At 64.8% G+C, this 26,334-nt stretch carries 21 protein-coding genes; 8 read left to right on the top strand and 13 right to left on the bottom strand.

The features are described 5' to 3' along the window. Window positions 1-102: 102 nt before the first annotated feature. A complete protein-coding gene (locus JQ635_RS35145; RefSeq protein ID WP_211414347.1) occupies window positions 103-2,553 on the bottom strand; it encodes an adenylate/guanylate cyclase domain-containing protein in 2,451 nt (816 codons plus the stop codon). Window positions 2,554-2,768: 215 nt separating this feature from the next. Beyond that, window positions 2,769-4,847 carry an AsmA family protein gene (locus tag JQ635_RS35140; RefSeq protein ID WP_211414346.1) on the bottom strand — a complete coding sequence of 693 codons (2,079 nt, stop codon included), beginning with the start codon at window positions 4,845-4,847 and terminating at the stop codon, window positions 2,769-2,771. Between the two features lie 234 nt (window positions 4,848-5,081). Here JQ635_RS35140 and JQ635_RS35135 point away from each other — a divergent pair, with 234 nt between their 5' ends. Then, window positions 5,082-5,756, top strand: a complete 675-nt coding sequence (locus JQ635_RS35135) for a Crp/Fnr family transcriptional regulator (RefSeq protein ID WP_026312449.1) — start codon at window positions 5,082-5,084, stop codon at window positions 5,754-5,756. A 91-nt stretch (window positions 5,757-5,847) separates the two neighbouring features. On the opposite strand, the gene JQ635_RS35130 is transcribed toward JQ635_RS35135, so the two are convergent. The 4 genes from JQ635_RS35130 to JQ635_RS35115 form a co-directional block, all read right to left on the bottom strand. Next, window positions 5,848-8,991, bottom strand: coding sequence for an efflux RND transporter permease subunit (locus tag JQ635_RS35130; protein WP_211414345.1), 3,144 nt, complete (start codon window positions 8,989-8,991; stop codon window positions 5,848-5,850). Beyond that, window positions 8,991-9,920, bottom strand: a complete 930-nt coding sequence (locus tag JQ635_RS35125; protein WP_211414344.1) for an efflux RND transporter periplasmic adaptor subunit — start codon at window positions 9,918-9,920, stop codon at window positions 8,991-8,993. Before JQ635_RS35125 ends, JQ635_RS35130 begins: the two co-directional genes overlap by 1 nt. A gap of 157 nt (window positions 9,921-10,077) precedes the next feature. Beyond that, window positions 10,078-10,752 carry an OmpA family protein gene (locus JQ635_RS35120; protein WP_211414343.1) on the bottom strand — a complete coding sequence of 225 codons (675 nt, stop codon included), beginning with the start codon at window positions 10,750-10,752 and terminating at the stop codon, window positions 10,078-10,080. 147 nt (window positions 10,753-10,899) lie between these two features. Continuing rightward, entirely contained in the window at window positions 10,900-12,447 is a 1,548-nt protein-coding gene (locus tag JQ635_RS35115) for a caspase family protein (protein ID WP_211414342.1), read from the bottom strand. A 397-nt stretch (window positions 12,448-12,844) separates the two neighbouring features. Here JQ635_RS35115 and JQ635_RS35110 point away from each other — a divergent pair, with 397 nt between their 5' ends. Next, window positions 12,845-13,651, top strand: a complete 807-nt coding sequence (locus tag JQ635_RS35110; protein WP_211414341.1) for an N-acyl homoserine lactonase family protein — start codon at window positions 12,845-12,847, stop codon at window positions 13,649-13,651. A gap of 445 nt (window positions 13,652-14,096) precedes the next feature. Here JQ635_RS35110 and JQ635_RS35105 read toward each other — a convergent pair whose 3' ends face one another. From JQ635_RS35105 to JQ635_RS35095, 3 genes are all read right to left on the bottom strand, one after another. Next, window positions 14,097-14,504, bottom strand: a complete 408-nt coding sequence (locus JQ635_RS35105; protein WP_246583963.1) for a hypothetical protein — start codon at window positions 14,502-14,504, stop codon at window positions 14,097-14,099. A 111-nt stretch (window positions 14,505-14,615) separates the two neighbouring features. Continuing rightward, a complete protein-coding gene (locus JQ635_RS35100) occupies window positions 14,616-15,359 on the bottom strand; it encodes a class I SAM-dependent methyltransferase (RefSeq protein WP_211414340.1) in 744 nt (247 codons plus the stop codon). 61 nt (window positions 15,360-15,420) lie between these two features. Beyond that, a complete protein-coding gene (locus JQ635_RS35095; RefSeq protein WP_211414339.1) occupies window positions 15,421-15,963 on the bottom strand; it encodes a MarR family winged helix-turn-helix transcriptional regulator in 543 nt (180 codons plus the stop codon). Between the two features lie 110 nt (window positions 15,964-16,073). Between JQ635_RS35095 and JQ635_RS35090 the strand changes: the two genes are divergently transcribed. The 5 genes from JQ635_RS35090 to fahA all read left to right on the top strand — a co-directional run bounded on the left by JQ635_RS35090 (window position 16,074) and on the right by fahA (window position 21,751). Continuing rightward, on the top strand, window positions 16,074-17,690 hold the full coding sequence (locus JQ635_RS35090) for an FAD-dependent oxidoreductase (RefSeq protein ID WP_211414338.1): 1,617 nt from the start codon (window positions 16,074-16,076) through the stop codon (window positions 17,688-17,690). Between the two features lie 7 nt (window positions 17,691-17,697). Continuing rightward, a complete protein-coding gene (locus JQ635_RS35085; RefSeq protein WP_211414336.1) occupies window positions 17,698-17,922 on the top strand; it encodes a DUF2783 domain-containing protein in 225 nt (74 codons plus the stop codon). A gap of 18 nt (window positions 17,923-17,940) precedes the next feature. Continuing rightward, entirely contained in the window at window positions 17,941-18,897 is a 957-nt protein-coding gene (locus JQ635_RS35080; protein WP_211414335.1) for an MBL fold metallo-hydrolase, read from the top strand. A 2-nt stretch (window positions 18,898-18,899) separates the two neighbouring features. Continuing rightward, window positions 18,900-20,246: a homogentisate 1,2-dioxygenase gene (gene hmgA / locus JQ635_RS35075; protein ID WP_211414334.1), complete on the top strand. Its 1,347-nt coding sequence runs from the start codon at window positions 18,900-18,902 to the stop codon at window positions 20,244-20,246. Window positions 20,247-20,476: 230 nt separating this feature from the next. Next, complete coding sequence (fahA, locus tag JQ635_RS35070; RefSeq protein ID WP_211414333.1) at window positions 20,477-21,751, top strand: fumarylacetoacetase; 1,275 nt, start codon at window positions 20,477-20,479, stop codon at window positions 21,749-21,751. Window positions 21,752-21,856: 105 nt separating this feature from the next. Here fahA and JQ635_RS35065 read toward each other — a convergent pair whose 3' ends face one another. Beyond that, window positions 21,857-22,168: a DUF1272 domain-containing protein gene (locus JQ635_RS35065; protein ID WP_211414332.1), complete on the bottom strand. Its 312-nt coding sequence runs from the start codon at window positions 22,166-22,168 to the stop codon at window positions 21,857-21,859. A 74-nt stretch (window positions 22,169-22,242) separates the two neighbouring features. Then, a complete protein-coding gene (locus tag JQ635_RS35060) occupies window positions 22,243-22,722 on the bottom strand; it encodes an Lrp/AsnC family transcriptional regulator (protein WP_080138400.1) in 480 nt (159 codons plus the stop codon). Between the two features lie 121 nt (window positions 22,723-22,843). Between JQ635_RS35060 and hppD the strand changes: the two genes are divergently transcribed. Further along, window positions 22,844-23,962, top strand: coding sequence for a 4-hydroxyphenylpyruvate dioxygenase (gene hppD / locus JQ635_RS35055; protein ID WP_211414331.1), 1,119 nt, complete (start codon window positions 22,844-22,846; stop codon window positions 23,960-23,962). Between the two features lie 252 nt (window positions 23,963-24,214). Here the strand turns inward: hppD and JQ635_RS35050 are convergent, their stop codons facing one another. Both JQ635_RS35050 and JQ635_RS35045 read right to left on the bottom strand, forming a co-directional pair. Next, window positions 24,215-25,324 carry a CaiB/BaiF CoA transferase family protein gene (locus JQ635_RS35050; protein WP_211414330.1) on the bottom strand — a complete coding sequence of 370 codons (1,110 nt, stop codon included), beginning with the start codon at window positions 25,322-25,324 and terminating at the stop codon, window positions 24,215-24,217. A gap of 207 nt (window positions 25,325-25,531) precedes the next feature. Continuing rightward, window positions 25,532-26,332 carry an FAD binding domain-containing protein gene (locus JQ635_RS35045; RefSeq protein WP_211414329.1) on the bottom strand — a complete coding sequence of 267 codons (801 nt, stop codon included), beginning with the start codon at window positions 26,330-26,332 and terminating at the stop codon, window positions 25,532-25,534. Window positions 26,333-26,334 lie beyond the last annotated feature (2 nt).

Here is a 26,334-nt window from a genome sequence, read left to right as displayed (position 1 = left end):
CAAAGCTGCTGGTAAGCCAGGCTTTGCACCCTGTCCCAAGTCATGGATCTTGCAGCACCCGTCTACTGTGCATGGGGTTGTTTTCGCATTTTTTGTTGGTGGCTATCCGCGCCGTCGCGCTGCCGCGGCCGCATCCACCACATTCTCCACCTCCTCGCGCCAGCTCAAAATCTCCATCGCCAGCACCGGGTGATTGAATCCCTTGAGCTGGAGGTCGTCGAGCGCGCGGGCCTCGACCCAGGGCTCGACCATGCCGTAGACGCGGCGGCTGACCACGATCTGGTTGGGCTTGGCCTCGCCGCAGAGGCGGGAGGCGAGGTTGGTGACGCTGCCGATCGCGGCATATTCCAGCCGCTGCTCGAAGCCGACCTGGCCGAGCGTGGCATAGCCGAGTGCGATGCCGATGCCGAACCCCAGGCTATGCCCGCGGTTGCGCCAGCGCTCGGTGAGTGGGCCGATGGTGTCGCGCATCTCCACCGCCATCTTCACCGCGCGCTGGGTGTGGTCCTCGAACTGGATCGGCGCGTTGAACAGGATCATCACGCCGTCGCCGGCATATTTGTCGAGCGTGCCTTCGTATTTGAAGATCAGCTTGCCGAGCGCCGCGTGATACTCGCGCAGCACGTTCATCGCCTCTTCCGGCTCGGTCGCTTCCGTGAACGCGGTGAAGCCGCGCAGGTCGCAGAACACGACCGTGACTTCGCGGCGCTGGCTGGTGAGCAGCCCCTCGGGGCTGTCGGAGGAGGCGATCAGCTGCGCCACTTGCGGCGCCAGGAAACGCTCGAGCTTGCGGATGCGCTCGATCTCGCCGAGCTGGGTCTTGACGCGCTCCTCCAGCGACTTGTTCCAGTCCTTGAGCTGCTCGGTCTGCTGCTTGAGCTTGTCGGCCTGGGCGCGCACGGTCTCGTGCGCCGCCTCCAGCGCGTGGCTCTTGTGATCGACCTCGGTGAACAGCCGCGCGTTGCGCATCGCCAGCACGGCCTGGTTGGCGAAGGTGCGCATCAGGCCGATGAGGCTGCCGGCGAACTCGCCACCGGCGCGTCGCAGCACCACCAGCGCGCCGAGCGTGCCCTGCTGGTCGACCAGCGGCACCACCAGCACCGAGTGGAAGCCGGCCGCGATCGCGGCCTCGCGCAGCGGCTGTCCGGCCGCCTGGTCGAGATCGGCGATCGCGATCGGCTCACCGCTTCTGGCGGCATCGCTCAGGATGTTGTCGCCTTCCTCGATGGTGACATGGGCGTCCTCGGCCGATCTGTCGATGCCGCCCGCTTCGACCAGGTTGAAGCGGCGCGTCTCGGCGTCATAGCCGTAGATCAGCACCGCATCGGCATGGGTGATCTCGATCGCGCGGGCTGCGATCGTGGGCAGCACGGCGTTGAGATCGAGCGAGGAGGAGACCGCGCGGCCGACCTCTTCCAGCACCTTGAGCTCGTTGATCGACTGCGCGAGGTCGCGGGTTCGCTCCTCGACCTTGGTCTCCAGGCTCGAATAGGTCTCCTGGAGTTGCGTGGCCATGCGGTTGAACTGGCCGGCGAGATCTTCCAGCTCGTCGGAGGTATGCACGTCAATGCGGTGGCTGAAATCGCCTTCGCCGAGCTTGTGCGCGCCGTCGCGCAGCGCCGTGATCGGAATGATCATGCGGCGTGCCAGCAGCGTGCCGGCGAGGATCGCGACCATTAGCCCCATGCCGATCAGAAGCGCGACGCGCACCAGCTGGTCGCGGATCGGCGTCAAGGCCTGCGTGGTCGGCTGCTCGAACATCACGTTCCAGCCGAGCTTCGGCACGGTGCTCGCAGCTGTCAGCACCGCATGACCGTTGAAGTCGGTGCCTGACGTCTCGGGCGCGCCGCCGGGCGAAATCGCGGCTGCCACCTGCGGCAGCTTCGACAAATCCTTGCCGACATCGGGACCTCTGGCGGACGTCGCCAGCACGCGGCCGCGCGGGTCGACCACATAGGCGAAGGCGGCCTTGCCGACCTGGGCGTCGGACAGGAAGTCGGAGAGGAAGCTGAGGTCAATCTCGGCGACCGTGACGCCGGCGTTGAAACCGGAATGCGCGACGGAGATCGACATGAACGGCGTCCGGTCGGAGAACCAGGCCGGCGCGTAGCTGACGCCGCGCGCGACGGTGTCGGTGAAGCGCATGTCGCGGGAGAGGTCGGCATTGCCGCCGGTCGTGGTCGACTGCCGCGAGACGCGCAGCACCTCGCGGCCCTCGCCGTTGAGCTGGAACAGCTGGTTAACGACCGAGACCTGGTGCAGGAGCGATGCATAGTCGGCGCGGCGCTTCTCGAGCGTGTCCTGGCTCGCCCGCGTCACCCAGCTGATCTGGCGTTCGAGCTCGGAGATCGACTGCTCGATCCGCCGGGCGGCGCCTTGCGCCTTGTCCTCCAGCCCGCCGGTCAGCTGTGTCTTGGTGGCGCGATAGGAGATCCAGGTCTCCATCGCGCCGTTGACGGCGAGCACGAACACGACGAGGCCGACGAGGGAGACGACATATTTGGCGAACAGGCCCTCGCGCAGAAACCGTGTCTTGTCGTTCGCCCCAGCCATCCGGATCCTCTCGCGCCGCCATTAACGGTGCGCGCTACGGGCCGTGCAGCCCAATTGCCCTTCTAGCACAATTTGGGCCGGCGGACGGGTGGACCGCCGGCGTGGTTACCCGTCGTGGACGCCGGAACGGGTCGAAGGGTGGTGAATTGTCGCAGCCTCATCCGTTCGGAGGAAGCAGCAGGCGGGGAAGCCGATGTAAGGGGATGGGCGTGAAATCATCGATTGAAGAGCTGCCGCAGCACGTCATTCATCGGCTGGCTGTCCTGCTGCGCCATCGGCGGGTCCTCCTGGGCGGGGGACGCGGGCGAAGCCTGCGGCGCCGGGGTCGACGGCGTTGCCGGCAGACTGCGGCTGCGGCCGGTATTGGCTCCGGTTCCCGCACCACTGGAAAGCCCCTGCTGGATCAGACTGCCGATCGCCTCGCCCAAGGGGCCGCCGAGCAGATTGTTCTGCCCCGGTTGCTGCGCTTGCGGAGTCGTATTGCCGGTTGCATTGCCGCCACCCGGCGCGGTCGTGCCGCCAAGACCAAGGTTACTACCCAGGCTTCCCAAGATATTGCCGAGCCCCGCGCCATCAGGTCCGAACAGGCCCTTGCCCATCTCGCGCAGCTTGGCATAGGCAGCGTCCGGATTGTCCAGCATGCCGGCCATGTCGGGGTAGATCTTCGGCTGCGACCAGCTGCCCTGGATCATCACGGGGATGCCGAAGCCGACCGGGTCGGAGGTGCGGCCCTGGCCCTCGGTCGTCATCACCAGCTTGGGCTCGACGCGAAAGCCCATCATCTTGGTGTCGAGCGCGATGGTGCCGGCGCCGGTGACGCGCACCAGCGGCCCGATCAGGTTGAGATCGGTCGTCACCGCCTGACCCTTGTCGATGCGGAAGGAGGCCGAGAGCTGCGACAAATCCGTGCTCTGCTCCTGGTTGCTGTTCTGGCTGCTGTTCTGGTTGTCCTGCCAGCCGGACAGCGTGCCCGTCGTCAGCGAGCGGATCATCTGCGCGACATTGATGCCGCGGATGGCGCCGTCCTGGAAATTGACGAAGGCCGTGCCCTGCATGTTCGCCATCAGCGCGCGCTGGCTGGTGCCGGCGCTGCGCAGGGCGAGCTTGGCCTGCAGCTTGCCGTCGATCCGGTCGAATTCGGCGAGGCCCTGGAGCAGCGGCAGCGCGCGCACGCCGACGAGGTCGGAATGCATGGCAAAGCTCGGCGCGCCCGTGGTCGCATCCAGGATCACCTCGCCCGAGACCTGGCCGCCATAGGCGCCGAGATTGGCGGTGCCCGCCTTCAGCACGCCGCCGGCGAGCTTCGCATCGAGCGCCAGCGGCGCAAGGCGCGCATCGCCGATCACGGCCTCGTTCGCGGAGATCCTCACTTGCGCATCGACATAATTGAGCCCGGACACATCGATCGGCGCATTGCTCCAGGGCTGCCCCGATACGCCGTCAGGCGTTTTCGCCAACGGCATCGCGAGGCGCTGAAAATCGAGATCGACCTTGACCAGAGGCTTGCTCGCGATGTCGACGGAGGCCCAGCCGTTGAAGGCGCCGTCGCCGAGCCTGCCGCTCACGCCGTTGATCATCACGACATCGCCATTGAGGCGCATCTCGGCATGGCCGGTGAGCTGGGATTTCAGCACGTCAGGCATGTCGATGGCGAAATCCACCGGAACGGTCGGCCGCTCGGCCGGCGGCATCGGCGCCGTCGCCTTGATGTCGAACTTGGTCGGGTGATCGCCGACGCGCGCGGTGCCGGTGATGTCAACCCTGCGGTCGCGGCCGACGACGGCGTCGGCGTTGATGGCGCTGACGCGGCCCTCGACGCGGTCGCGCAGGCGCGCGAATGCGACCTCGCCGTCGATGAGCTTGACGCGGTCGATGGTCGCCCCGGCCGTGTCGATCGCGATCGGCTTCGACGCGGCGCCGGCGTTCGGCAGTCGCTCGCGCAGCAGCGGCTGGTAGAGCACGGGATGGGTGACGACGAGCTCGCTGATCCTGGGGGTGCCCGACCACACGCTGGAGAGCGACATGTCGGCCTGCACGCTGTCGACCGTCAGACGCGTGATGCCGCTACGGTCCTTGGGGTCCTGGAGCGTGAGATCGTTCAGCGTGACGTTCAGCGTCGGCCACAGGCTGATCTTCGTGGTGCCGTCGATCGACAGGCGATAGCCGGTCGCGCTCTCGACCCGCGAGGCAATCGTCGAGGTCAGGAAGCCCGAGGGGATTCCGACCACGAGCAGAAGCACGATCACGATAATGACAGCGGCGACCGCGGCGCCGGCGAATTTCACTGCTCTCATGTCGACTTTCCAACGACGGACGAACGGCGCCGAAAACGGCTGCTCACCCGTCCCTTGCGTGTGAGTTTATCCCCGGACGGGAAGCGGCTCCAAGCGGTCAAAAATAGTCAGGGGGTGCTGCAAAGTTATGTGACTTATGACACACTTCTCCGGCGCGGTTTTACGCGATCCTGAAGTTGATGGTTCCAAGCGATTTGCCGGTGAAGTGACAAGCAAATTCACAAGGACGTTCAAATGAGCAAACAGGCCGAATTTGCGGTCATCCTGAAGATGAACCCGATGTTCGCCGATCTTGGCGCGGACGAGCTCCAGCGCCTGTCCAATCTCTGCCACACCCAGCATCTGGCGAACGGCGAGGTGCTGTTCCAGAAGGGCGATGCCGGGGACGCACTGTTCGGCGTGCGTCGCGGCCAGGTCCGCATCGAGACCGGCGCCTCCGACGGCAGCCGGCTGACGCTGAATTTCATGGGGCCGGGCGACCTGTTCGGCGAAGTCGCGGTGCTGGATGGCCAGGACCGCACCGCGGATGCGACCGCGGGTGAGGCCAGCGAATTGTTCGTGCTGCGGCGCGAAGACTTTCTTGGCTTCCTCGAGCGCGAGCCCAAGGTCGCGATCAAGATCATCGCGCTGCTGTGCCAGCGCATCCGCTGGCAGAGCGAGCGCATGGAAGAGTCCATGCTGCAGCCGCTGCCGGTGCGCCTGGCGCGCCGGCTGTGCGCGCTCGCCGCCGATTTCGGCTCCGAGGTGCACATCTCGCAGGAGCAGCTCGGCGTCTTCGTCGGCGCCGCCCGCGAGAGCGTCAACCGCCAGCTCCAGGCCTGGCGCAAGGAAGCGATCCTCGATCTCCAGCGCGGCCGGATATTGCTGCGGAACATGACCAAGCTGACGGCGATCGCGCGGAATGAGTAGGGGGCAGCTAGGCTGCCTCCGGCACGTAATGCAACGTCAGTAATTCAGACCGCGGGCACGGGGCGGCACATGGCCGCCCATCGCGCGAATCCTACTCCGCGGCCGGATGGACGATGTTCTTTGGCACGGGCGGCGCTTCCGCTGCCCCGTGATGACGTTCCGTCTCCGCATCCTCGCTGTGCACGATCAGCCGCTTGCCGAAACGCCAGATCAGGGCGCCGAGATCGTCCATCACCATGAACATCGCGGGCACGAACACCAGCGACAGGATGGTCGAGAAGAGCAGGCCTCCGATCACCGCGAGCGCCATCGGCGAGCGGAATTCGCCGCCGGCACCGACCGCGAGCGCGCTCGGCATCATGCCGGCGGCCATGGCGATCGTGGTCATCACGATCGGGCGGGCACGCTTCATGCCGGCGTCGATCATGGCCTCCTCGCGCGGCTTGCCGTCGCGGATCGCTTCGATCGCGAACTCCACCAGCATGATCGCGTTCTTGGTGACGATGCCCATCAGCATCAGGATGCCGATCCACACCGGCGTCGTAAGCTGCTTGCCGGTGATGAGCAGGGCCGCGATCGCGCCGCCGATCGAGAGCGGCAGCGAGAACAGGATGGTGATCGGCTGCAGGAAGGTGCCGAACAGCAGCACCAGCACCGCATAGACCATCATCAGGCCCGCCGTGATCGCGGTGGCGAAGCCGTCGGACAGTTCGTTCAGGCTTTCGGCATCGCCGGAGGGAGAGACCTTCACGCTCTTCGGCAAGGTCTTCATCACGGGCAGGTCGTAGATCTTCTTGGTGGCATCGCCGAGCGCGGCGGAGCCGACGAGGTCGGCGGCCACGGTCGCCTGCCGCTCGCGGTCGTAGCGGTTGATGCTGGTCGGGCCCTGGTCGAGCTTGACGTCGGCGATCACCGAGAGCGGCACGCCACCCTTCTCGCCATGCTCGCCGAGCGGCACGCGCAATTGCTCGAGCGTCTTCAGATTGCCGCGTGCGGCGTCCTCGAGCTGCACGCGGATCGGCACCAGGCGGTCGCCGACGTCGAACTTGGCGAGCGCCGGCCCGACGTCGCCGATGGTGGCGACGCGGATGGTCTGCGACAGGCTCTCAGTCGAGACGCCGAGGCGCGCGGCGAGATCGGCGCGCGGCTCGATGCGCAGCTCGGGCCGCTCCAGCGTGGTTTCGGAGATCACGTTGGAGATGGTCGGAATCCGCTTCATCTGCGTCGCGAGCTCGCTGGCGACGTTGTTGACGATGTTGGCGTCGACACCGGTGACGACCAGCGAGATCGCGCGTAGGCCGTTCTCGTCGAGGAACCAGAAGCGGATGTCCGGAATGTTCTCCAGCTCCTGGCTGATCGAGAATTCCAGCTCGCGCTGGGTGATGTCGCGATCGGCCTTGGGCGTGTAGTTGATGATCAGGGCGGCGCGCCGGACTTCCTGGGTGCCTGGTGGAACGCGCCCGCCGTCGACGAAGATGCTCTTCACCTCGGGCCGCTTGCGCAGCCGCGCGACGATGTCCTCGGTGACCTTCTCGGTGTAGGCGAGCTGGGTGCCGGGCGGCAGCTCGAGCGCCAGCAGCGAGCGCGCGCTGTCTTGTGCGGGCAGGAAGCCCTGCGGCAGCAGCGTGATGCTCCAGATCGAGACGGCGAAGATGCCGAAGCCGATCAGCACCGTGATGAAATAGTGCTTCACCGACCAGGACACGATCCCATGATAGGACCGCAAGATGCGGCCGGGCGGCGGCTCCTCGTGATGGCCATGCTTGAGGAAGTAGGCGGCCAGCACCGGCGTGACGAAGCGCGCGGCGAGCAGCGAGAAGAACACCTGCACCGAGACGGTGATGCCGAACTGCTTGAAGAACTGCCCGGCGATGCCCGACATGAAGCTCGCCGGCGCAAAGATCGCGATGATGGTGAGCGAAATCGCGATCACCGCGAGGCCGATCTCGTCGGCGGCTTCCAGCGCGGCACGGTAGGGCGATTTGCCCATGTTCATGTGCCGGACGATGTTCTCGATCTCGACGATGGCGTCGTCGACGAGAATACCTGTCGACAGCGTGATGGCGAGGAAGCTGACGAGGTTCAGCGAGAAGCCGAGCAGGTCCATCGCCCAGAACGCCGGGAAGATCGACAGCGGCAGCGAGATCGCGGCGATGATGGTGGCGCGCAAATCGCGCAGGAACAACAGCACGATCACGACCGCGAGGATGGCACCCTCGAACAGGGTGGAGATTGCCGCTTCGTAATTGCCGTTGGTGTATTCGACCGAGGTGTCGATCAGCTTGAGGTCGACGTCGGGATAGGCCGCCTTGAGCGCGTCGATGCGCTTCTGCACCGCGGCGGCGACTTTCACGTCGCTGGCGCCCTTGGAGCGCTTGATGCCGAGCGCGACCACCGGCTCGCCGTTGAAGCGGGCGAAGGTGCGGCGGTCGGCGATGGTGTCGGTGACGGTGCCGAGATCGTCCAGCCGCACCTCGCCGCCGCCGAACAGCGGAACCATGGTGCCGGCGAGATCGCCCAGCGTCTTGGCGCCGGCCAAGGTGCGGATCGCCTGGTCGTTCTTGCCGATCTCGGCGCGGCCGCCGGCGACGTCGACATTGGTGCCGCGCAGGCTCTGGCTGACATTGACCGCGGTCAGCCCCATCGCCTGCAGGCGGTCGGGATCGAGCGAGACCAGAATTTCGCGCTCGACACCGCCGATGCGCTCGACCTGGGCGACGCCGCGCACGCCCTGCAGCGCGCGCTTGACCACGTCGTCGACGAAATAGGACAGCTGCTCCGGCGTCTTGCCGGGCGAGATCGCGGCATAGGTGACGATCGGCAGGCCGATCACGTCGACGCGCTGGATCAGCGGCTCGGTGACGTTCTGCGGCAGGTTCGAGCGCACGCGCGTCACGGCGTCCTTGACGTCGTTGAGCGCGCGGTCGGTGTTGGTCTCCAGCGCGAACTGGATGGTGGTCAGCGACAGGCCGTCGGTGATCTGCGAGGTGATGTGCCTGACACCTTCGACGCCGGACACCGCGTCTTCAATGGTCTTGGTGACCTGGGATTCGAGCTCGGCGGGCGCAGCGCCGAACTGCGACACCGCGACCGAGATCACGGGAATGTCGGCCGAAGGCAGCCGCGTCACAGCGAGCTTCACGAAGGAGGTCCAGCCGAGCACCAGCAGGATGATCGAGAAGACGACCGATGGCAGCGGATGACGGATCGACCATGCCGAAATATTGAGAGCCATCAGCGTACCCGCGTGCGATCGAGTTCATCGGCGAACATGGTCTTGATCTGGTCGCCGTCATGGAGCGAAGAGCCGGCGTCGGCCACGACGATTTCGCCGACCTCGAGCCCTTCCAGGATTTCCGTCGCGGTGTCGGACGACAGTCCGACCCGCACCTTGCGCGTCTCGACCGTGTTGCCTTTGACGACCTGCACGGTGAGATGGTCGATCGCGGTCTTGGGAACCGCGACGCCACAGCTTCGCTTGGCGTCGATCGAGGCGCGCGCGAACACGCCGACCTTCAGCGAGGGATTGTTGGTGACGCTGATGCGGACGCGGCCGAGCTGCGTGGTGCGGTCGATCTCGGGCGCGACCAGCCGCACTCGTCCGATCAGGTCGGGCGCGTCGTCGCGGCTGATGCGCACGGTCGCGCCGGGGCTGAGCTTGGGCATGTGGACCGCCGGAACCTGAGCATCGAGCTCGATCTCGTTGTTGACGGCGATGCGGAACATCGGGCCGGCCTGCGGGGAAGCGGGCGCGCCGACGATGGTGCGGACCTCGGTGACGAGACCCGGCGCGGGCGCCTTCAGCGAGATTGGACCTTGCGGGCCCGGCCGCTGCGGCTGACCCGGAATCTGCGGCGGTGCGGTCAGGCGCGCCAGCTCCTGGTTGTCGGTGACCAGAGTGCCTTCCGTGACGAAGAGGTCGGTAACCCTGGAGCCTTCCTGGTCGGCGACGACGACCGCCTCGCGGCGCGGCACGAAGAAGCCGGTCACTCGCACGAGATCGGAGAAGCAGGCATTGGTCGACTTCGTCACGATGACGAGCGCCGTGCTCGGCGTCTCCTTCACCTCGGGGCGGCGCCGATGCTCGAACAGATAATAGCCGACGCCGAGGGCCACGACGAAGGCCACGGTTCCGGCTGGCTTGAGATATTGGGAGAGGTTCATCGCCGGATCATCCTGGCCTGGCTCACGGCCGTCCGTACGAGGCCCATGAAGAGCATTTCCCTGAAATAAAGCGGCGTCCCGCAAGGCTGCGGGACGCGCTTCGGAAGCGAGACTTTACACCACATCACGACTGGTCATTCAAAGGATTGCGTCGTGCCTACTTCGAGGCCGTGGTCTTGTTTTCCATGTTGACCACCTGCACGCGGCGGTTGACCTCGGCCATGGGCTGGCTCGGGTCCTTCAGCTTGCTCTTGCCATAGCCGACGGTGACGAGGTCCGTCGCCGAGATGCTGTACTTCTCGATCAGGTAGCGCTTGATCGAATCCGCGCGGCGCTCCGACAGGTCCTGGTTGTAGGCCTCGCCGCCGGCGGCGTCGGTGTGGCCGGCGACCACGAAGGTCGAGCCCTTGAGGTCGGGGCTGGTCAGCGCGCGGCCGAGCGCCTGCACCGAGGACATCGACTTGGCGCTGATATTGGCCGAGTTGTAGTCGAAGGTGATCTCGAGATCGATGTTCGGCTTGTCCTTGGCAACAGAGGCGATCTCCTCGCGCTCGGTCGACGACAGCGAGCGCGTCGAGCGGCCGCGCACGGACTGGATCAGCTTGGTCTCGGCCGCATTCGGAGCAGGATCGGCCTGCGGGGCGGCGATCGAGAGGCCGCGGGTCAGCGGCTTCTTCGCCGGCGGCGCCAGCGCGCGGACGATCTCGTCCTCGGTGACGTTCTTGCTGTTGCCGTCATCGCCGGCGCATGCGGGGGCGGCCGGCAGCGACAGGGTCGCGCCAATGGCCATGATGGACAGGATCGCGGTCAGTCCCTTTGCAGCCAATCTCATAGCTAGTCCCTCCTGCGCAGCGTGCCCGCGCGGTTCCAAAATTCCTGCAATAGGCCCCCCGGGAAAGGCCGCCTGGGGCATCCGACCGTTAGTCTTCCGTGGGCCGCCAAGGGTTCGAGCCGTCTGCGGCCTGAACTCAAAAAAATACTAGCGTACTCCGTAGCTTGCGAATTCCTGAACGATGTTCGGATCCATCGCCTTGGCATTGGCAATGTCGAGCGCGCCTTCCTGGGCGGAGCCGTTACGCTGCTTGGCGAGGCCACGGCCGTAGAGCGAGGAGGTCAGGCGCGGATTGATCTTCAGGGCCGCGTCGAAATCGGCGATCGCATTCTTGACCGCGCCCGACTTCAGATTGACCAGTCCGCGGCTGTCCAGCGCGTCGACGAAGTTCGGCCGCAACCGCAACGCCTCGTTGCAATCCTTCAGCGCGCCCTGGAGGTCGCCGACCACGGTGCGGGTCCAGCAGCGGTTGTTCAGGGCCTCGACGTCCTTCGAATTGATCCGGAGCGTGTCGTCGAAATCCTTAATGGCGAGGTTGTAGGCGCCCTTGCTGGCATAGACCTGGCCGCGCCGGTACAGCGCGTTCACGTCATCCGGATTGGCCGCGAGCTTGGCCGTCAGGCCCTTGATGGTGGGATCTTCCGCCAGGGCCGCCGCGCTCGGCCCGCCATCCGCGTTCGGTGCGGGCGCGGGATCGGCCGGTTTCGCCGGCGGTTGCGGCGGGGGCAGGGCTGCCTCGACCTGCGGCTTCGGTGACGGAGCCGGTGCGGGCGGCGGTGGCGGAGAAGGGGCAGGCGCAGCAACCGTGTCAGCCGGCTTCGAGGGCGCCGGCGATGCTGGCGGTGACGGCGGCGCGGGTGGTGCCGGCGGTGGGTTGTTGGCGACGACGGGCGGCGCAGGCGGCGGGGGCGCCGTCGTCGTTGTCGTCGGGCGCGAGCCGGCGGCCCCCGGAATGAAGGAGAAATCCTCGGCCAGCGAGGAGGAGATCCATGGCACCTGCTCGCCGCGCGAGGCACGGGTGACGCCCATCTTGGTGCGGTTCAGCGTCTCCTCGGCCATCAGGTCGGGGACGCGGATTTCCTTGAGCAGTTCCTGCACGAACAGGCTGTGGTCGCCACCGGCGTCCGAGACCACCGAGGCCAGCGCGGCCGAATACATCACCAGCGTGCCGTTCGGCGCGATGACGGGCGTAAGGCCGGCCGAGAAGCTGCGGAACCGGCGCTCGAACGGGTTGCGCCTGGAGGCATCGATCAGCGCGATCTTGACGCCGGCGCCGCGCGTGTTGAGTTCGCCGAGCACGGTCTCCAGGCTGACACCGTCGCGGCGCACGTCGGATTCGGTCCAGATCTGCGCATCGACCGGCAGCATGTAGCTCTGGCGCGCCGACTGGATGCCGAAGCCGCTGAAGAACACCAGCGCCACCGAGCCCGGCTTGATCTTGCCATAGAGCTTGTCGAATGCGCGGCGCATACCGTCGCCGGTCAGGTTCTCGCCGATCTCGACCGAGAAGCCGTCGCGCTTGAGCTCGTCGGCGATGTCGCGCGCATCGTTGAGCGGTTCCTTCAGCGGAGCATCCGCATCCGGATATTTGGCGTTGCCGATGACCAGCGCATAGCGGTCGCCGGCCGCCAGGGATGGCGCAGTCGGGACGAGCGAAACGAGCAAAGGGAGAAGGAAAAGGAAGCGAATTTTCATAATCAGCGCGGTCCAGCCAAAAAGGCGCCGTTCCAGCTTGCGCCGCGGCGACCTTAACTTACGCTCTCTGCATTATCAAACCGGGGGGAGGGGGCGTCAACCTCTTGGAGATTCGGCATTATCGCGACGATTGACCGCAACGCAGGGTCGCGCCGGTAGCGGAATGAACGGGCTGTTATGTTTGTGTTCGATCCGACCTGGTTGGCCATTGCAGCGGCCATGTTGCAGCAGTGTTAGGGGAGTCATGTTTAGGGGACTCTTGGCGACGAAAATGTGATTGGTCTCACATTGCAGGTCTGCCGGCGTTGCAATCTCCGGTGTTTGACCTTTGCGGCGGACGATGGCTTGGTGCGTCCGCTCGTTCAGCTCCCCTCACAAAAAAGCAAAGCCAAGAGCCATGGGAAACGTCTACGAAATCTACGCCCTGCGCTACGCGACGATGTCGCCGCGCACCCCCAGCATGAACTTTCTTGCACCCGATCCGCATGACAGCGCGGCGCAGGATCTCGACTATTTCGTCTGGCTGATCCGAGGGCACGGCCGCGACATTCTGGTCGATACCGGCTTCAATGCCGAGGAGGCGAGCGCGCGGGCGCGCAAGCTGACGCTCAATCCAGTCGATGCGCTGGAGAGCTTTGGCGTCACAGCTTCGAGCATTCGCAACGTCATCGTCACGCACCTGCATTACGACCATGCCGGCAATCTCGACCGCTTCCCGAATGCGCGCTTCCATCTCCAGGAGCGTGAGATGGCTTACGCGACGGGGCGGTGCATGTGCAACGGACTGCTGCGACATCCGTTCTCGGTCGAGCACGTCACGCAGATGGTGCGCCATGTCTATGGCGAGCGCGTCACCTTCTATTCCGGCGACGGCGAGGTCGCGCCCGGAATCACCGTGCACCGTGTCGGCGGTCATTCCGACGGTCTGCAGGTGGTGAAGGTCGAGACCGCGCGCGGGCCCGTGGTGCTGGCGTCCGATGCCGCGCATTACTACGCCAATCTCCAGCGCAAGAGCCCGTTCCCGATCGTCTACAATGTCGGTGACATGGCGCAAGGCTGGGAAACGATCGAACGCCTCGCCGGCCACCCCGATCGATTCATCCCCGGCCACGATCCGATCGTGACGGAAATCTATCCACGCGCCAGCGACAAGGTCGATGCCTGGGCGCTGCACCTGCCGCCGTCGCGGTCGTTTGCGAAGTGACGGCGAAGCCTGCCCCATGCTCGTCGTCCCGGACAAGCGCGCCAAAGCGCGCGTAGATCCGGGACCCATAACCCCAGGGAGGAGTCGCCGCGCGAGCCGGCAACTCCGAGTCTTCGCCAAACATCTCCCTGTGGTTATGGGTCCCGGATCTGCGCTTCGCTCTAGACAACGCTTCGCGTTGTCGGGAGCTCTGCTTGTCCAGGACGACGATTGAGTTTTGGGCGGCGCCGCGCTTCGCGCCTCCTCATCATGAGGGTCAACTAATACGCCTGCTTGGCGTCGACCTCTTCGCTGGTCTAGATCAGGTTGAGGCTCGCTTCGATCTTGCCGAGCAGGCCCAAGAGCGCTCTTGCGGCTCAGATCAGCCAGGCCTGATATCCGCTGTACACCTGAAAGCAGTGCGCAAACGAGCAACGCCGGAGGTCCGTTGTGGGCCACAACCGGACTAAGCATCCGCACGCGAGCGACGGTGTGCCAGCCAATAGTTAATCTGCCAGCCCTCGTAGCCAAGCAATTCGCAAGAGCACCGTTCGTGATCTTCGGACCATGCTTCGAGTTCGTTTAGGAGCGCAAGCATGGCGTCTATCCGCCACTCATGGTCGGGTAACGCGTAGAGCAGTCTTCGGTGTGGCAGTTCAACTAATTCGCGTCGTATGAACCGGCCCGCAGCCACATGTCTGTCGAACATCCGCCAATATCGAATATTGACGTCGAACTCACGGGGGACAAAATGCAGGAAATAGGCAAGAGGCTTCGTGCCCCTCAGCATCAGGCCGAGTTCTCTACCGTTGTGCCCCAAATAGGGCAGTTGAGGAGGTTGCGCCGAACCCATGCTGAGCATGTTGATCGCCAACCGTTAATTTCCGCCTTGGGTCAAAAGCGCCGCTTTGAGTCTCAGCGGGCACCTCCGGTCTGACCTCTTCATCGGACATGTTCAGCTTCTGAGACGGGCGGCGACGTGGTGTCAGCGAGTGCCGGCAGGATCCCTGCAAGCAACGATATCGCGGGGAGATTTTCGCGCCGCTACCTCCGGCGGAGAGAATACCGCCAAATATCCTCCGTTCCCTGCGAGCTGATATGTGGCGACCTCGCGATAGCCGACGGCAGTCAATTCGCAGCGCAAGAGCTCAATTGGCGTGCCATGCTTCGGCGTCGGAAGCTCGAGATCGACAATTCCGACCCGCGCACCCTGCTTCAAGGCAGGCGCGAGATTGTAGAGGAACGCATAGGGTTGGGCGATCTCGTGATACATATGCACAAGGATTGCGGCATCCAGCGAGGAAGCGGGTAGACGCGGGTCGTGTGGTTCGCCGAGCGCGAATTGCACGTTCGTCAACTTCAGACGTTCTGTTCGCCTGGCGAGTTCGATGAGGTAATCCCGCGTGACGTCCTGGGCAACGATAGAGCCGGCAGGTCCGACGAGGTGCGAGAGCCTGACCGCGTGGTAGCCACTGCCTGCTCCAATGTCGCCGACTGTCATGCCTGGTTTCAGCTCAAGAACACGTGCGATTTGACCGGCCTCGTTGAGGGCATCGCGGTGCTCTTCGGCGGCGCGGCGTGGGCTGACGATCCGTGCAACAGGGCGCTGCGGTGAGGGAAACTCGTTTGCAGCGACTCCGGGGGGAGCCAGATAACCTATGTCAGCGGCGTATGCGCGAGTTGCGGCAAACGCCACAAGTAGCGCCGCTATACAAGCCAGTGCCGTCACGGGCCTACCAAGCTTCCTCAACCGGACCCCCAAACGCCGACGTCCGCGCCTCTATGAGTCCCTAATACGCCTGCTTCGCATCCGCCTCTTCGCTGGTCTGGATCAGGTCGAGGCTCGCTTCGATCTTCCCGAGCAGAGCCGAGAGCTGCTTGCGCTCCTGCGCGGAAAGGCAGGCGAGGATTTCGTCCTCACGCCGCAGCAATTGCGGGAACAGCTCTTCATAGAGCGCGCGGCCCTTCTTCGTCAGTTGCAGGCGGAATTCGCGGCGGTCGGCTTCGTTCTCGACGCGCTCGATCAGTTGCTCATTGAGCAGCGTGGTCACCGCGCGGCTGATGGTGGATTTGTGCGTGCGGGTGCATTGCGAAATGTACTGCGCGCTGCAGGCATCGTTGCGAAAGCCGAGCGTCGCGATGACGCGCCAGGCCGGAATGTCGAGGCCGTGGCGCTCCTGATATTCGACCGAAAGCGCGGCGCTGACCTCCGCCGCGAGCCGGTTGAGACGGAACGGCACGAACTTGAACAGATCGAGCCGCGCCTTCGGCCGAGGTGAGGCCTCGTCGGCCTGCCGTGTCTTCAGCGCGATGTCGCTGGATGTCCTCGCCAAGGAGAGCGCTCCGATTTCCAGTTGACGGCCGGCCGGCTCCGGTCCAAAATAGTTGCACGTGAGACTATCTAGCAGATCAGTCCTCTTCTGACCAGAGCCGAGGTTAGTGTATGGCGCCGGCCAATACGCATCAGGCCAAAACCCAGTTCGGCTATCGCCGTCATCCCGATCAGGACCGCCCCGGGCCAAGCCCCGCGGAGCATCCGGTCGTGATTGTCGGCGCGGGCCCGGTCGGGCTGTCGCTGGCGATCGATCTTGCCCAGCGCGGCCAGCGCGTCGTCCTTTTGGATGATGCCGACCGCATCGGCGAAGGCTCGCGCGCGATCTGCTTTTCGAAGCGCTCGCTGGAATATTGGGACCGGCTCGGCGTCGGCGACCGCATGGTCGAGAAGGGCGTGGTGTGGAGCGTCGGCCGGATCTTTCACGGCGAGTCCCAGCTCTACCAGTTCAACCTGCTGCCCGAAGACGGCCATAAGCGGCCGGCCTTCATCAATCTCCAGCAGTATTACGCCGAGGCCTATCTGGTCGATCGCATCAACGATCTGCCTGGTATCGACCTGCGCTGGCGCAACAAGGTGACGGCGCTCGAGCAGCGCAACGATTCCGCGCTGCTGACGATCGAGACGCCGGAGGGCGCCTATCGCCTCAATGCGCAATATGTCATTGCCTGCGACGGCGCGCGGTCCTCGCTGCGGCAGATGGTCGGTGCGGAATTTGCGGGCCAGGTGTTCGAGGACCAGTTCCTGATCGCGGACGTCAAGATGACGGCGGAATTCCCGACCGAGCGCTGGTTCTGGTTCGACCCGCCGTTCCATGCCGGACGTTCGGCGCTGCTGCACCGGCAGCCCGACGATGTCTGGCGCATCGACCTCCAGCTCAACCGCTATGCCGATCCGGTTCTCGAGAAGAAGCCCGAAAACGTGCGGCCGCGAATTGCGCGCATGCTCGGCCACGACAAGTTCGAGTTCGAGTGGATCTCGCTCTACAAATTCCAGTGCCGCCGAATGGACCGCTTCATCCATGGCCGCGTGATCTTCGCCGGCGATTCCGCGCATCAGGTCTCGCCCTTCGGCGCGCGCGGCGCCAATTCCGGGCTTGAAGACGCCGAGAACCTGTCCTGGAAGCTCGATCGCGTGCTGCGGGGTAAATCGCCCGCGAGCCTGCTGGAGAGTTACCACGTCGAACGCAGCATGGCGGCGGACGAGAACATCCGCGAGTCGACGCGCTCGACCGACTTCATGGCGCCGAACTCGCATCAGGAGGCGCGGCTGCGCAAGGCGGTACTGTCGCTGGCCAAGGAGACCGAGTTCGGCAAGCGAATGGTCAATGGCGGCCGGCTGTCGGTGCCTTGCAGCTATGATACGCCGCTGTCGTCGCGCGATGCGGATGCATGGCGCGGCGGTCCATCACCGGGCTGTTCCATGCTCGACGCCCCCGTTGGCGATCAGGCCTATCTGACGGACGCCTTCCGCAAGGGTGGAACGGACTTCACCTTGTTGTCGTTCAGCAATGGCGCCGCGATCGCTGCGCCTGACGGCGTCAGGGATATCCGCATCGGCGGCGCCGGCGGACTTGCCGACTCCCAGGGCCTCGTCGCGAAGCGCTACGACGCCGAGCCGGGGACGACTTATCTGCTCAGGCCCGACGGCTATGTCGCGGCGCGCTTCCGCCATCCGACGCGCGAAGCAGTTGCGGCTGCGCTGTCGCGAGCTCAAGGCTTGAATTGAGGTTTATATGCCGCTCTCCACCAGTTCGAACTTCGCGCGCCCCGACGACGCCTTCCGCGCCATCGTCGAGGCGCATCGCGGTCTCACGGAGGAGCAGAGCGCCGATTTCGATGCGGCGCTGGTGCTGATTCTCGCCAACCATATCGGCGACATCGACGTGCTGCGGGAAGCGATCGGGCTCGCCAGGCGCCGCATGGTCAACGGTCAGCAGCAACAACAGCAACAACAATAACCTCGTAAGGACGAATTGATGGCGAAGAACTTCGCATCCACCGGCGATCTCTCCGAGAAGACAATCACCTTCTCCGAGATCGGCACCGATCTCTATGCCTTCACCGCCGAGGGCGATCCGAACACGGCCGTGATCGTCGGCGACGACGGCTGCCTCGTGTTCGACGCGCAGGCAACGCCGGCGATGGCGAACAAGGTGATCGAGCGCGTGCGCACCGTCACCGACAAGCCGATCAAATATGTCGTGCTGTCGCACTATCACGCCGTGCGCGTGCTCGGGGCCTCCGCCTACAAGGCGCAAGGCATCGTCGCTTCGCAGGAGACTTATCGTCTCATCGAAGAGCGCGGCAAGCAGGATTGGGATTCCGAATACGGCCGCTTCCCGCGCCTGTTCCAGGATGCCCAAAGCATTCCCGGCCTGACCTGGCCGACGCTGACCTTCGAAGGCGAGATGTCGATCTATCTGGGAAAACGCGAGGTTCGGCTGATGCAGCTGGGGGCGGGCCACACCTCGGGCGACATCGTCGCCTGGGTGCCGGATGCCGAGGTCATGTTCTCCGGCGACCTCATCGAATACCACTCGGCCTGTTATTGCGGCGATGCGCATTTGCGCGAATGGCCGCTGACGCTGAACGAGATCCGCAACTTCAATCCGAAGGCGATCGCGCCGGGTCGAGGCGATGCGCTGAAGGGCACCGCCACCGTGCGCGAAGCCATCGCGATGACGCGCGACTTCGTCACCTCGCTGTACGGCGCTGCCGAAATCTCGGTCGCCAAGGGCCGCAGCTTAAAGGAATCGATGGCGGCGACGCGCGAGGTGATGGATCCGAAATTCCACAGCTTCGCCATCTACGAGCACTGCCTGCCGTTCAACGTGTCGCGCGCTTATGACGAAGCGTCGGGGATCGACGATCCCGTGATCTGGACCGACAAGCGCGACCAGGAAATGTGGGCTGCCTTGCAAGGAGGAGGATAGTCATGAACATCAACACCTCGCCTGATCAGATTGTCCGAAGCTCGGCCCAGGTGACGCCGGGCTACATGTCCGGCTTCGGCAACAGTTTTGAGACCGAGGCGTTGCCGGGCGCGCTGCCGATCGGGCGCAACTCGCCGCAGCGCTGCGCCTACGGGCTTTACGCCGAGCAATTGTCGGGCTCGCCCTTCACCGCGCCGCGCGGCACCAATGAGCGCTCCTGGCTCTATCGCATCCGGCCCTCGGTGAAGCATTCAGGCCGCTTCGAGAAGGCCGATGCGGGGCTGTGGCGCTCGGCGCCGTGCCATGAATACGATCTGCCGATCGCACAGCTGCGCTGGGACCCGACGCCGCTGCCGAAGGAGGACGTGACCTTCGTCCAGGGCGTGCAGACCATGACGACGGCCGGTGACGTCAACACGCAGGCCGGCATGGCCGCGCATGTCTACCTCGTCACCAAGTCGATGGTGGACCAGCATTTCTACAATGCCGACGGCGAGCTGATGTTCGTGCTTCAGCAGGGCAACCTTCGCCTCGTCACCGAGTTTGGCCGCATCGACGCCGAGCCCGGCGAGATCGTGGTGATCCCCCGCGGCGTCAAGTTCCGGGTCGAGATCCCGAATGGCCCGGCGCGCGGCTATCTCTGCGAAAACTACGGCGGCGCCTTTACGCTGCCGGAGCGCGGCCCGATCGGCGCCAACTGTCTCGCCAATGCGCGCGACTTCCTGACGCCGGTCGCGTATTACGAGGACAAGGACACGCCGACCGAGCTGTTCGTGAAATGGGGCGGGTCGCTGTTCAAGACGACCTTGCCGCATTCGCCGATCGACGTCGTCGCCTGGCACGGCAATTACGCGCCCTACAAATACGATCTGCGCACCTTCTCACCCGTCGGCGCGATCGGCTTCGACCATCCCGATCCCTCGATCTTCACGGTGCTGACCTCGCCGTCGGAGACCGCGGGCACCGCGAATATCGACTTTGTCATCTTCCCCGAGCGCTGGATGGTCGCCGACAACACCTTCCGTCCGCCCTGGTACCACATGAACATCATGAGCGAGTTCATGGGCCTGATCTACGGCGTCTATGACGCCAAGCCGCAAGGCTTCGTGCCGGGCGGCATCTCGCTTCACAATTGCATGCTGCCGCACGGCCCCGACCGCGATGCGTTCGAGCATGCCAGCAATGGCGAGCTGAAGCCGGTGAAGCTCACGGGCACCATGGCCTTCATGTTCGAAACCCGCTACCCGCAGCGCGTCACCGCGCATGCCGCGAAGTCGTCGACGCTGCAGGACGATTACGCCGATTGCTGGAAGGGTCTGGAAAAGCGCTTCGATCCGAGCAAGCCGTAGCTTTCTTCCCCTCTCCCCTTGTGGGAGAGGGTGGCATAGGCGGCCCTTGGCCGCCGTCTCTTAAGAACGCCGATGCTTTGCATCGGCTACCGCGTAGCGGCGAGACGGGTGAGGGGTCTCTCTCCGCGAGCGACTCTCTTGCAATTGAATTCGCCGATACAGACCCCTCATCCGGCGCTTCGCGCCACCTTCTCCCACAAGGGGAGAAGGGAGAAAGGACCGGGCCAAAAGTGACATCCCACCCCAACGACCCCAGCCTCCGCTCCTTCATCGAGGTCGATCCTTCTTCCGACTTCCCGATCCAGAACCTGCCCTATGGCGTGTTCTCGACCGCGGCCAATCCGACGCCGCGTGTCGGCGTCGCGATCGGCAATTACGTGCTCGATCTCTGGGAGCTCGAGCAGGATTCCCGGCTCGATGTCGGCCCGCTCGGCGTGTTCTCGGGCGCTTCGCTCAATCCCTTCATGGTGCTGGGGCCGAAGGTCTGGACGAAGACGCGGGCTCGCATCAGCGAGCTCCTGCGCGCGGACCATCCTGAGCTGCGCGACAACGAGGAGCTGCGCAGCCGCGCGCTGGTGCCGATGCGCGATGCAAGGCTGCATCTGCCCTTCGCGGTCTCCGGCTATACCGATTTCTATTCGTCGAGGGAGCACGCCACCAATGTCGGCGTGATGTTCCGCGGCAAGGACAACGCGCTGCAGCCGAACTGGCTGCACATGCCGATCGCCTATAACGGCCGCGCCTCCACCGTGGTGGTCACCGGCACCAAGGTGAAGCGGCCGCGCGGGCAGCTGAAGCCGCCGAACGTCGATGTGCCGAGCTTCGGGCCGTGCAAGCGGCTCGATTTCGAGCTGGAGATGGGCGTGGTGGTCGGCCAGCCCTCGCCGATGGGCGGCATGCTGACAGAGCAGCAGGCCGAAGAGATGATCTTCGGCTTCGTGCTGCTCAACGACTGGAGCGCGCGCGACATCCAGCAATGGGAATACGTGCCGCTCGGCCCGTTCCTGGCCAAGGCGTTCGCGACCTCGATCAGCCCGTGGGTGGTGACGCGCGAGGCGCTGGAGCCGTTCCGCCTGAAGGGACCGGAGCAGGAGCCGGTGCCGCTCGATTATCTGAAGCAGATGAAGCCCCAGAACTACGATGTCGAGCTGGACGTGTCCTTGCGCGCCGCCGGTGCCAATGCGCCTGCCAGCATCAGCCGCACCAATTTCAAGTACATGTACTGGTCCTCGGTGCAGCAGCTCATGCACCACGCCTCGAGCGGCTGCGCCATGAATGTCGGCGATCTCCTAGGCAGCGGCACGATCTCCGGTCCCGAGAAGAACCAGCGCGGCAGCTTGCTCGAGATCAGCTGGAACGGCACCGAGCCGGTGGAATTGCCTGGTGGCGTGAAGCGCTCATTCCTCGAGGACGGCGACAGCCTCGTCATGCGCGGCTGGTGCCAGGGCAACGGCTATCGCGTCGGCTTCGGCGAGGTCGAGGGGACGATTTTGGCGGCGGAGTGATTGCGTTCGGGCTTCGTAGAGTGGGTTAGCGCAGCGTAACCCACCTCTTTGGCGTCCGCGGCAGCGGAAGTGGTGGGTTACGCTGCGCTAACCCACCCTACGAGTTCACCGTTTCTCCGGCGGCACGTCGCGCACCCGCGCGCAATGCGCCGCGACGTCGTCGACGCTGTACTTCAGATGCACCCGCTTGTCCGATGGCACCTGCCTGGTCGTGCACACGCCCGGCCGCCATTCCTGCGTCGGCCGGATCGGGCGCGGGGCGAAGCCGCCGCCGCAGTTCGGGCAGACGTTGAAGAGTTTTGTCTCGACGCAGTCCGCGCAGAACGTGCATTCATAGGAGCAGATCCGCGCGTTTGTCGCATTCGGCGGCAGGTCGCAATCGCAATATTCACAGTTCGGTCGCAGCTGGAGGGCCATGACAAGAGTCTCCCGGATTGACTGGGATCATCGCAGACCGCGCGCGCAGCGCGAATGCCGTAGTTCCCTCGATTTCAGCCAGCCTTCAAATCCCTCAGCGGGAGCTTTGCGCTTTCCTTCAACCTGTCGAGCACGATCGAGGAGCGCACATGCGCCACGCTTTGGTGCGGCATCAGCACGTCGTTGACGAGGTTGGAGAGACCCTTGAGATCGCGCAGCACGGCTTTCAACACATAGTCGGCATCGCCTGTGAGCGAATAGGCCTCCTGGATCTCGTCGATCCGGTTCACCAGTGCGCGGAAGCGTTTTGAATTGTCCGGCGAGTGGGTCGCCAGCCCCACCTGGATGAAGGCGATGACGCCGAAGCCGAGCGCCTCGCTGGAGAGATCGGCATGATAGCCGGAGATCACCTTCTCCTCCTCCAGCCGCATCCGCCGCCGAGAGCATTGCGAGGCCGACAGGCCCGCGAGCTCAGCCAGCTCCTGGTTGGTGAGGCGGCCGTCGTCCTGCAGTGCGGTCAGGATCTTGAGGTCGAAGGCGTCCACGGAGATCATGCGTATTTCGTCCATTTTATGCATAGATCGTGCACACAATAGCCAAATCCCATCCTGTTTGCACGCTCCTTGCGCGTCTTATGAAGGATAGTTCCTTCCAGCAGCCATTTGGGAGAGCAGCATGGGTCCGTTTCCGCACGATGCACCGCCGGCCGCGATCAGCGCCGACAATCCGATGGGCACCGACGGCTTCGAGTTCGTCGAGTATGCGCACCCCAATCCGGGCGAGCTGCACGCGCTGTTCAAGCTGATGGGCTATGCGCCCGTCGCGCGGCACAAGACCAAGAAGATCACCGTCTACCGCCAGGGCGACATCAACTATCTCGTCAACGAGGAGCCCGGCACCCACGGCTACGAGTTCGTCGCCGCGCACGGCCCCTGCGCGCCCTCGATGGCGTTTCGCGTCGTCGATGCCAAGGCGGCCTATGAGCGCGCGATCGCGCTCGGCGCCGAGCCGGCCGATATGTCGTCGGCGCAGAAGACGCTCGACGTCCCCGCGATCAAGGGTATCGGCGGCAGCCTGCTCTATCTCGTCGACCGCTATGGCGCCAAGGGCTCGGCCTATGATGCCGAGTTCGAATGGCTTGGCGCGCGCGATCCGCGGCCCGCGGGCGCCGGCCTGTTCTATCTCGACCATCTCACCCACAACGTCCATCGCGGCCGCATGGATGTCTGGGCCGGCTTCTATGAGAAGCTGTTCAACTTCCGCCAGATCCGTTTCTTCGACATTGAGGGCCGCGCTTCCGGCCTGTTCTCGCGGGCGCTGACCAGCCCGGACGGCAAGATCCGGATTCCGATCAATGAGGACGCCGGCGATTCCGGCCAGATCGAGGAATATCTGAAGACCTATCGCGGCGAGGGCATCCAGCACATCGCCTGCGGCTGCCGCGACATCTATCGCACCATCGAAGACCTGCGCGAGGCAGGCCTGCCGTTCATGCCGTCGCCGCCAAACACCTATTTCGAGAAGGTCGACACGCGCCTGCCCAAGCACGGCGAGGACCTCGCGCGCTTGCAGAAGAACGGCATCCTGATCGACGGCGAAGGTGTGGTCGAAGGCGGCCAGACCAAGGTGCTGCTGCAGATCTTCTCGGCCAACGCGATCGGCCCGATCTTCTTCGAGTTCATCCAGCGCAAGGGCGACGACGGCTTTGGCGAGGGCAATTTCAAGGCCCTGTTCGAATCGATCGAGGAAGACCAGATCCGGCGCGGGGTGCTGAAGGTGGGGAACGCGGCGTAAGGTGGCGCGATAGCCACGCTCGCGCATCATCCAAAGCTGTCGTCCCGGACAAGCGCGCCCAAAGCGCGCGCAGATCCGGGACCCATAACCACAGGATTGTGTGGTAGCGCGAGCCGACAACCACGAGTCTTCGCTAAACCACTCCATGTGGCTATGGGTCCCGGATCAGCGCTCCGCTCCAGACAACGCGGCGCGTTGTCGGGAGCTCCGCTTGTCCGGGACGACGGCGGAGTGTGATGCGACAGCGGGAGGCTAACGCCCCGCCCACGCCTTCGTCACCGCGGCGATCTCCGCCGCCTCCGGCTCGCGCACGGCCGACGGCGTGCGCGAGAACCGCGGCGCCGGTGCGGGTTGCTTCACGCCGTGGCGCTCGACGAAGACGTTGCGGGCGACCATGTGCGGATGTTTTGTCGCCTCCGACATGGTCAGCACCGGCGCGAAGCAGATGTCGGTGCCTTCCATGATCTTGCACCAGTCCTCGCGCGTCTTGCTCTTGAACACCGCCTTCAGCTTCTCCTTCAGCGCCGGCCAGGCCTTGGGGTTCATCTGCGCGTCGAAATCCGCATCCGTCAGGCCCGCGTGCTCGCGCAGCAGCGCGTAGAATTGCGGCTCGATCGAGCCGATCGAGACGAAGTGGCCGCAGGCGCATTCGTAGACGCCGTAGAAGTGCGCGCCGCCGTCGAGGAAGTTCTGGTTGCGGCCCTCGGTCCATCGCCCGAGCGTGGTCATGTCGAAGAAGAACGACATCAGCGATGCCGCGCCGTCGCACATCGCGGCATCGACCACCTGCCCCTTGCCGGACTTCGATGCTTCCAGCAGCGCCGCGAGCACGCCGACGACGAGATAGAGCGCGCCGCCGCCGAAATCACCGACGAGGTTGAGTGGCGGCACCGGCGCTTCCTTCGTGCCGATCGCGGCGAGCGCGCCGGTGATGGAGATGTAATTGATGTCATGGCCGGCGGCATTGGCGAGCGGGCCTTCCTGGCCCCAGCCGGTCATGCGGCCGTAGACGAGTCTTGGATTGCGCGCGAGCACCACGTCAGGCCCGAGCCCGAGCCGCTCCATCACGCCGGGACGGAAGCCTTCCACCAGCGCATCGGCGCTGGCGAGCAGGTCGAGCACCTCTGCAATCGCCGCCTTGTCCTTGAGATCGAGCTCGATCACCTTGCGGCCGCGGCCCGCCACCGACTTCATGCTCTTCTTCGCACCGACGCGGTCGAGCGTGACGACATCAGCGCCCATGTCGGCCAGCATCATGCAGGCGAACGGGCCGGGCCCGATGCCGGCGAATTCGACGATGCGGAAGCCCGAGAGCGGGCCGGAGGTGCGGACGGAGGAGGTGGGAGCTGATTTATCGAGCACGTTGTTGTTTCCTCGGGTCGCGGGCAAGTGCCGGTGATCCGGCAAACGCCTCACGTTGCTCTTGGGGGCGAGTTAATCGGCTGATTAACTTTTCTCGCCTTCCCGCCAGCGAGGCAAGCGGTTTTCATGCCGCATGCGCAAAATAAAACGGCGCGCACCGGAGTGCGCGCCGCGGAAAATTTGTGTCGAGACGCTGGAGCGGGATTGTCAGCCCGCCGCAGCCACCGCGCGCTGCGCCATCACCTTGATCAGATTGGCGCGGTAGTCGGACGAGCCGTGGATATCGGACAGAAGTCCGCTCGCCGGAATGTTGACGCTGTCGATCGCCAAAGGCGACCAGTTCGCCTTCAGTGCAGCTTCGATGGCGCCAACCCGCATCACGCCACTTTGTGACGCACCGGTCACGGCCACGCGAACGTCGCCCGACTTGGTCTGGGCAACGAACACGCCGGTGAGCGCAAAGCGCGAGGCGGGATGTGGGAATTTTGCGTAGCCCGCTTTCGCCGGAATCGGGAACGAGACGGCGGTGATGATCTCGCCGTCCTCAAGCGCCGTCGAGAACAGGCCTTTGAAGTAGTCGTCCGCGGCAATCGAGCGCTTGTTGGTCTTGATCGTCGCGCCCAGCGCCAGCGTCGCGGCCGGATAGTCCGCGGCGGGGTCGTTGTTGGCCAGCGAGCCGCCGATCGTGCCGCGATAGCGCACGGCGGGATCGCCGATCAGCGAGGCCAGATACGCAACCGCCGGGATCGCCTTCTTCGCGACGTCGCTGGTGGCGACGTCGTAATGCGGCGTTGCGGCCTTGATGGTCAGCGTGTCGCCGGCGGCTTCGACGCCGATCAGCTCCTTGATCTTGCCGAGATCGATCACATCCGATGGGCTGGCGAGCCGCTGCTTCATCACCGGCAGCAGCGTCTGTCCGCCGGACAGGAATTTCGCCTCGCTGCTCTTGCCGAACAGGCTGGCGGCTTCGTCGACCGAGGAGGCGCGATGATAGGTTGTCTGGTACATCT

This window comes from Bradyrhizobium iriomotense, from assembly GCF_018130765.1.
Classification (GTDB): Bacteria; Pseudomonadota; Alphaproteobacteria; order Rhizobiales; family Xanthobacteraceae; genus Bradyrhizobium; species Bradyrhizobium iriomotense_A.
Note: the sequence above shows the minus strand (reverse complement) of the source record. Positions and strands in the feature narration are given on the sequence as shown.